The 7,288-nt window shown below is 64.9% G+C and carries 7 protein-coding genes and 1 pseudogene; 7 read left to right on the forward strand and 1 reads right to left on the reverse strand.

The window, feature by feature from the left end:
* The 6 genes and pseudogenes from V5A53_RS11320 to V5A53_RS11345 form a co-directional block, all read left to right on the forward strand.
* Positions 1-1,070, forward strand: a pseudogene (locus V5A53_RS11320) (DNA-directed RNA polymerase subunit A'); the annotation flags it as partial.
* Positions 1,063-2,268 (forward strand): DNA-directed RNA polymerase subunit A'', encoded by a 1,206-nt coding sequence (gene rpoA2 / locus V5A53_RS11325; protein ID WP_332313721.1) that lies wholly within the window; start codon positions 1,063-1,065, stop codon positions 2,266-2,268. The pseudogene V5A53_RS11320 and the gene rpoA2, both read left to right, overlap by 8 nt.
* A 24-nt stretch (positions 2,269-2,292) precedes the next feature.
* The gene (locus V5A53_RS11330) at positions 2,293-2,718 is read left to right on the forward strand and encodes a NusA-like transcription termination signal-binding factor (protein ID WP_332313722.1); all 426 of its coding nucleotides are present in this window, start codon (positions 2,293-2,295) and stop codon (positions 2,716-2,718) included.
* A gap of 253 nt (positions 2,719-2,971) precedes the next feature.
* Positions 2,972-3,400, forward strand: coding sequence for a 30S ribosomal protein S12 (locus tag V5A53_RS11335; RefSeq protein ID WP_178289723.1), 429 nt, complete (start codon positions 2,972-2,974; stop codon positions 3,398-3,400).
* A complete protein-coding gene (locus V5A53_RS11340; RefSeq protein WP_332313723.1) occupies positions 3,400-4,011 on the forward strand; it encodes a 30S ribosomal protein S7 in 612 nt (203 codons plus the stop codon). The genes V5A53_RS11335 and V5A53_RS11340 overlap by 1 nt, the downstream gene beginning before the upstream one ends.
* Before the next feature lie 82 nt (positions 4,012-4,093).
* A complete protein-coding gene (locus tag V5A53_RS11345; protein ID WP_332313724.1) occupies positions 4,094-5,431 on the forward strand; it encodes a PQQ-dependent sugar dehydrogenase in 1,338 nt (445 codons plus the stop codon).
* Between the two features lie 3 nt (positions 5,432-5,434).
* Here V5A53_RS11345 and V5A53_RS11350 read toward each other — a convergent pair whose 3' ends face one another.
* Positions 5,435-6,187: a DUF5781 family protein gene (locus V5A53_RS11350; protein ID WP_332313725.1), complete on the reverse strand. Its 753-nt coding sequence runs from the start codon at positions 6,185-6,187 to the stop codon at positions 5,435-5,437.
* A 308-nt stretch (positions 6,188-6,495) separates the two neighbouring features.
* On the opposite strand from V5A53_RS11350, the gene V5A53_RS11355 reads away from it, so the two are divergent.
* Positions 6,496-7,288: GTP-binding protein (locus tag V5A53_RS11355; protein ID WP_332313726.1), on the forward strand; the 793-nt coding region annotated here is incomplete at its 3' end.

Consider the following 7,288-nt stretch of genomic DNA (forward strand, 5'->3'; position numbering starts at 1 on the left):
CCATCTTCTCGGAGCTGCTGCCGGAGGGGCTCGACCTCGAGTTCACCTCCTCGGCCGGCGACACGGTGCTCATCGAGGACGGCGAACTCGTCTCCGGGACCATCGACGAGGACGCCGCCGGTGCCTTCGGCGGCGAAGTCGTCGACACCATCTGTAAGGTCTACGGCAACACGCGAGCGCGCGTGTTCGTCAACGAGGTCGCCACGCTGGCGATGCGCTCGATCATGCACTTCGGGTTCTCGATCGGTATCGACGACGAATCCATCGAGCGAGAGGCCGAAGAGCAGATCGCCGAGGCCATCGACGGCGCCTACGACCGCGTCCAGAAGCTCATCCAGACCTACCACGACGGCGAGCTCGAATCGCTGCCGGGGCGGACGGTCGACGAGACGCTGGAGATGAAGATCATGCAGACGCTCGGCAAGGCCCGCGACTCCGCGGGTGACATCGCCGACGACCACTTCGACGACGACAACCCCGCCGTCGTCATGGCCGAATCCGGCGCGCGTGGGTCGATGCTGAATCTCACGCAGATGGCCGGCTGTGTCGGCCAGCAGGCAGTCCGCGGCGAGCGTATCAACCGCGGCTACGAGGACCGCACCCTCAGCCACTTCAAGCGCAACGACCTGTCGGCTGACGCCCACGGCTTCGTCGAGAACTCCTACCGGAACGGCCTGACGCCCAAGGAGTTCTTCTTCCACGCGATGGGTGGCCGCGAGGGCCTCGTCGACACGGCGGTCCGGACCTCCAAGTCCGGCTACCTGCAGCGTCGGCTCATCAACGCCCTCTCGGAACTCGAAGCGCAGTACGACGGCACGGTTCGGGACACCTCCGACACCATCGTCCAGTTCGAGTTCGGCGAGGACGGCACCTCGCCGGTTCGGGTCTCCTCCAGCGAGGAGTTCGACATCGACATCGAGTCCATCACGGACCGCATCGTCGAAGAGGAGTTCGCCACCGAACAGGAGAAACAGGAGTTCCTCGGCATCGAGGAATTCGAGACGAACCTCTCGGAGCACGGCGAGCGCTGGCGGGCTGACTCCGCCAAGGGGGTAGAATCCGATGACTGAGATCACCGACGAAATCGAAGATATCGTCGAGGGCACCGACCTGCCCCGACGCCTGAAGGACGAACTGTACGCGACCATCGGGGACCGAAGCGACGTGACCGTCGACCACGCCGCGGAGATCGTCGAGGCCGTCGAATCCCAGTACCTCGAATCCCGCGTCGACCCGCTGGACCCTGTCGGTACCGTCTCCGCCCAGTCCATCGGCGAACCCGGAACGCAGATGACGATGAACACGTTCCACTACGCCGGTGTCGCGGAGATCGACGTCACGCAGGGCCTGCCCCGGCTCATCGAGCTGGTGGACGCCCGAAAGACGCCCGACACGCCGATGATGACGGTCCACCTCGAAGACGAATACGCCGAAGAGCGGGACCGCGCCCACGAGGTCGTCTGGAAGATCGAGGCCACGAAGATCCTCGCGTTGGGTGACGTCTCGACGAACGTCGCCGACATGCTCGTCCAGATCGACCTCAACGAGGAGACGCTCCAAGAGCGCTGGCCGACCGTCCCGAACACCGACGAGGTCGCCGGCGAGATCGCCGACACCATCGAATCCAAACTCGGCGTCGAGACGGTCCAGCCCGAACCGACGCTCATCGAGTTCGGCCCCGACCAGCCCTCCTACCGCCAGCTCCTCCAGCTCGTCGAGGAACTGCGCGAGATCGTCTTCAAGGGCATCGAGGACATCAGCCGCGTCGTCATCCGGAAGGAGGAAACCGAGCAGGGCGAGGAGTTCGTCCTCTACACCGAGGGCTCGTCGCTGAAGGACGTCCTCGACATCGAGGGCGTCGACGCCTCGCGGACGACGTGTAACAACATCCACGAGATCCGCAACAACCTCGGCATCGAGGCGGCCCGCGAGGCCATCATCGAGGAGACGATGAACACGCTCGAAGAGCAGGGTCTCGACGACGTGAACATCCGCCACCTGATGCTGGTCGCCGACATCATGACCAACAACGGCGAGATCGAGTCCATCGGCCGCCACGGCATCTCCGGCAACAAGGACTCCGTGCTCGCCCGCGCCGCATTCGAGGTCACGGTCAACCACCTGCTGGATGCGGCCATCCACGGCGAGGTCGACGAACTCGACGGCGTCACCGAGAACGTCATCGTCGGCAAGCCCATCAAACTGGGCACCGGGGACGTCGACCTCCGTATGGGTGCCACGCAATCGGTCGAATCCGCCGACGACTAACCTACTCACGCCTACCACTTCTTCATGGCCGTCACGCTAACCGACGAGGCACGACAGTACATCGCCCTCTTCGACGAGGAAACCGACGTGGCGGCCACCGACTGCATCGTCGACGAGGAGTACGACCGCATCGTCTTCGTCGTCCCGCCCGGCACGATGGGCCAAGCGATCGGCCCCGGCGGCAAGCACGTCCAGCAACTCGAAGCCAAGATCGACCGCAACGTCGAGATCGTCGAGGGCGCCGACACACCCGAGGATTTCGTCGCCAACGCGCTGGCGCCCGCGGCCGTCTACAACGTCACCATCTCCGAGAACGACACCACCGTCGCCTACGCCGAGGTCGACCGCGACGACGTCGGCGTCGCCATCGGCAAGGACGGCCGGAACATCGACCTCGCGCGACGGTTGGCGAAGCGGCACTTCGACGTGGACGAGATCGAACTGCCCTGACGCCACCACTCGGAGCTCACTTTTTGCACGCTCCGCCGGTCGCTGCTGGAGGACATCGCATCTTGGTATGCGTTCGCACGGAATCTAAACCTTCGCGTTGTGACGGACGACGCCGAAACTCGCCGGTTGGGGTGGCTTCGAGGTCGTGGCCGTTTCAGACGCGTTCGTCGGGATACTGCGCCGTGGTGGTGGCTCACGTCCGCTGTTCCGAAAAGGGATGCTTAAGTAGCTCCGTCGGGAAGCTACTGGCACTATGGCGAACGGCAAATACGCCGCGCGGAAACTCAAGAAGGACCGCCAGAAGCATCGGTGGTCCGACTCGGATTACGCGCGCCGTGCCCGCGGACTCGGCAAGAAGTCCGACCCCCTCGAGGGCGCCCCGCAGGGTCGGGGCATCGTCCTCGAGAAGGTCGGTATCGAAGCAAAGCAGCCCAACTCGGCCATCCGGAAATGCGTCCGGGTGCAGCTCATCAAGAACGGCAAGCAGGTCACCGCCTTCTGTCCCGGTGACGGTGCGATCTCGTTCATCGACGAGCACGACGAGGTCACCATCGCCGGCATCGGTGGGGCCAAGGGTCGTGCGATGGGTGACCTCTCGGGTGTCAACTACAAGGTCGAGAAGGTAAACGGCGTCTCCCTGATCGAACTCGTCCGCGGGAACGCGGAGAAACCGGTCCGATAATGAGCTCGGAAGCACCCGAACCCGACGCGCCCGCCTCCACCGAGGACGAGCGCGTGTCGGCCAAGCTCTTCGGCGAATGGGATGTCGACGGCATCGAGTACTCCGATCCCTCGACGCGTCGGTACATCACCGTCACGCCCATCGCCCACACGATGGGTCGCCACTCGGAAAAGCAGTTCAAGAAGTCGGAGATCTCCATCGTCGAGCGGCTCATCAACCGGCTCATGCAGACCGAGGAGAACACCGGCAAGAAGCAGAAGGCGACCAACATCGTCAAAGAGGCCTTCGAGCTCGTCGCCGAGCGCACCGAGGAGAATCCGGTGCAGGTGCTCGTGACGGCCGTCGAGAACGCCGGCCCGCGGGAAGAGACCGTCCGCCTGAAGTACGGTGGCATCTCGGTCCCGAAGGCCGTCGACGTCGCCCCCCAGCGGCGCGTCGACCAGGCACTGAAGTTCATCGCCCAGGGCACGCTCAGCGGGTCGTTCAAGACGACGACGCCCGCCGCCGAAGCGCTGGCCAGCCAGCTCACCGGCGCGGCCAACTACGACCTGCAGGCCTACCCCATCAGCCAGAAGGAAGAACAAGAGCGCGTCGCGGCGGCCGCTCGCTAACCGTTCGTCACCACTCTCTTTCGTTTTCGCGGACGGGCGACAGTATCAGCAATCTTTAGCGGCTCGCCCCATAGCAACCGATATGCGCCCGCTTGCCACCCGCCGACGGTTCCTCGCATCCGCCGGGACGGCCGGCACCCTCGCCCTCGCTGGCTGTCTCGACCCCTTCGACGAGACCGAACCGGTCGACTCCGAATACGACCTCTCCGTCGACCACTCCATCGACGACTGGGACCGACACGACCCCGACTGGTCGGCCCCCGAATCATCGCCGCTGGAGGCCTCCTTCGGAACTGAGACGATCATCGAGGGGCTCGAAATCCCGTGGGACATCGAGTTCGCGCCGGACGGCGAGGTGTTCATCTCCGAACGCGTCGGTCGCATCAGCCACTACAGTGCCGGCGAACTGGAGGCGGTCGCCGAACCCGACGCCGTCATCGACCACGCCAGCGCAATCGAAACCGACGAGGAAGGCGGCTGGTGGGCCGGCGGCAGTGAGGGCGGCCTGCTCGGCATCGCGCTACACCCGAACTACCCCGACGTGCCCGTCCTCTATGCCTTCTACACCTATCAAGCAGGTGAGGAGGACTACCGCAATCGGCTGGTCTTCTACGACATGGACAACGGCAACGAGGAGACAGTCATTCTCGACGACATCCCCGGCCATCGCATCATCCACAACGGCTCTCGACTCGCTTTCGGCCCACGGAACTACCTGTGGGTGACCACGGGCGATGCGAACCTCGAGTCAGGCCCGCAGGATACGGGCAGCCTCGCGGGCAAAATCCTCCGGCTCGAACCGGACGGAACCGCTCCCGACGGCAACCCCGGCTTCGAGGCCCCTCGCGTCTACAGCTACGGCCACCGGAACCCACAGGGCATCTCGTTTCTGCCGGACGCGACGCCCATCGCCCCCGAACACGGGCCGTCGGGCCGCGACGAGATCAACCTCCTCGAATCGGGCGGAAACTACGGCTGGCCGTCGGTTCGGGGCGGCCCGAACGACGACGAATACGACTCCTATGCGGCCCACGACGACGTCGTGAACCCGTTGGTCAACACCGGCCCAGGCGATTCGTGGGCGCCCTGCGGCGGCGTCTTCTATACCGGCGAATCGGTGCCGGCCCTGCGGAACCGCTTCGTCACGGGCGGGCTCATCTCACAGCGCGTCAACGCCGTCACCGCCTTCGACGGCGACGCCCCCGATATCGGCGGCCGACGGTTCGAGGCCGACTGGCAACACCCCGAATACGACGCGGTCGTCCACCCCCTCTTCGAGGACGAACTCGGCCGGATTCGACACGTCGAGCAGGGGCCGGACGGCGACCTCTATGCGATCACCTCCAATCGGGACGGTCGCGCGTCCGACGCCTTCCCGAAAGAGGGCGACGACCGACTGGTGCGTATCGTCCAGAACTAGTTCTCAATCGGCGGCCTGCCCGCCGTCGATGGCGTACTCCCGGGTCACGTCGACGAGGGCCTGCCGGTATTCCGACTCGTCGGGGTCCCGTCGTAGCGACTGGAAGTGGTTTTTAAATGCCGCGAGCGAGATACCGGGGGCGTCCGCCGCGGCGGCGTCGGCGAGGTCGTAGAGCCGGTGGTCCCGCTCGATGGCGTCGTGTCGCTCCAGGAGCGCGAGTGCGAAGGCGGCGTTGACCGCCGTGATCTCGGGGTCGGCGCCCCCCGTCCAGCGCTGCCAGTCGCCGGGCGCGGCCGGCGGGGAATCAGCCACGGCGCTGGCGAGCGACGATTCCATGAAGGCGACCAGTTTCTCGGTCGGCCCGATATCGAGCGTGATGTCGTCGGCGTAGATATCCTTCATGTGATTGGCGATCTGATAGCAGTGGGCCAGCTTCCGCCGCTCGACGCTCTTGCCGGCCAACGCGAGGAAGAGGGCCTCCTCGGTCGATTGGACGTGCGAGGGGTGTTCCTCCTCGTAGCGAGCCATGTGGGCGAACTCGTGGAGGGCGAGTTCTCGCGCCATCGCCGAGGTGGCGGCTCGCTGGGAGACGAGCAGTTCGTGGTGGTCGTCGTAGTGGCCCGCGACCGTTCGCTCGTCGGGGTTCTCTCGTATCTCGACGTCGACCGGCAGCGTGAGCTCGTACTCCGTCTCGAAGACGTCACGAGCGCTTAGAAACGGCTCCGCCGGCCCACATCCCGTCACGCGAACATCCATGTCATGTCTTCACAGGGGCTGTTGCCGTTTGACTCTTACGTATGCCGAAGGGAAGGGGAGGCTCTGGCCGGGGACGTGACGATTCTCGGCAAGTCAGCGACGGACATTCGGGGGCGTGAACCCGTACCGTGCGGGACGAAAACACGGGGCACCTCCCGAAAACGCGGGTTTTGACCGCGTCAAAACATCGGAAGCCTCGCAGACTCGGCTTCCGAGCCTTGCCGCGAACGAGCGCTTTGCTACCGCGTCACGCCCGCTCGCGGCGAAACACTACCCTTTTCACTCTGCTGGTGAAAACTGACTGTATAATGGGCCGACGTAAGAAGATCGTACAGGAGTGCGAACGGCTGATGGACAAACCGGAGAACATCCGGAACATCGCCATCGCTGCCCACGTTGACCACGGGAAGACCACTCTGACCGACAATCTACTGGCCGGTGCGGGCATGATCGCCGAGGAGAGCGCAGGCGAGCAGCTCGCGATGGACACCGAAGAGGACGAACAGGAACGCGGCATCACCATCGACGCCGCAAACGTTTCGATGACTCACGAGTACGAGGAGAAGAACCACCTCATCAACCTCATCGACACGCCGGGCCACGTCGACTTCGGTGGCGACGTGACTCGGGCGATGCGTGCCGTCGACGGCGCGCTCGTCGTCGTCGACGCCGTCGAGGGCGCCATGCCCCAGACGGAGACGGTGCTCCGGCAGGCGCTCCGTGAGGGCGTCAAGCCGACGCTGTTCATCAACAAGGTCGACCGCCTCATCTCCGAACTGCAGGAAGGTCCCGAGGAAATGCAGGAACGACTCCTTGGCGTCATCGCCGACGTCAACGAGCTCATCCGCGGGATGACCGAGGAGATGGACGAAATCGAAGAGGACTGGACGGTCTCCGTCGAGGAAGGCACCGTCGGCTTCGGGTCCGCCCTCTACAAGTGGGGCGTCTCGATGCCGTCGATGCAGCGCACCGGGATGGACTTCGGCGAAATCATCGAACTCGAACGGGCCGACAAGCGGCAGGAACTCCACGAGCGGACGCCGCTTTCGGACGTCGTGCTCGACATGGTCTGTGAGCACTTCCCGAACCCCATCGACGCCC

Source organism: Natronomonas sp. (assembly GCF_036625485.1).
Lineage (GTDB): Archaea > Halobacteriota > Halobacteria > Halobacteriales > Haloarculaceae > Natronomonas.

Excerpts from the sequence above, each read along its gene's own strand:
- rpoA2 (WP_332313721.1), top strand. The coding sequence starts at position 1,063 with ATGACTGAGATCACCGACGAAATCGAAGATATCGTCGAGGGCACCGAC.
- V5A53_RS11330 (WP_332313722.1), top strand. The coding sequence starts at position 2,293 with ATGGCCGTCACGCTAACCGACGAGGCACGACAGTACATCGCCCTCTTC.
- V5A53_RS11335 (WP_178289723.1), top strand. The coding sequence starts at position 2,972 with ATGGCGAACGGCAAATACGCCGCGCGGAAACTCAAGAAGGACCGCCAG.
- V5A53_RS11340 (WP_332313723.1), top strand. The coding sequence starts at position 3,400 with ATGAGCTCGGAAGCACCCGAACCCGACGCGCCCGCCTCCACCGAGGAC.
- V5A53_RS11345 (WP_332313724.1), top strand. The coding sequence starts at position 4,094 with ATGCGCCCGCTTGCCACCCGCCGACGGTTCCTCGCATCCGCCGGGACG.
- V5A53_RS11350 (WP_332313725.1), bottom strand. The coding sequence starts at position 6,187 with ATGGATGTTCGCGTGACGGGATGTGGGCCGGCGGAGCCGTTTCTAAGC.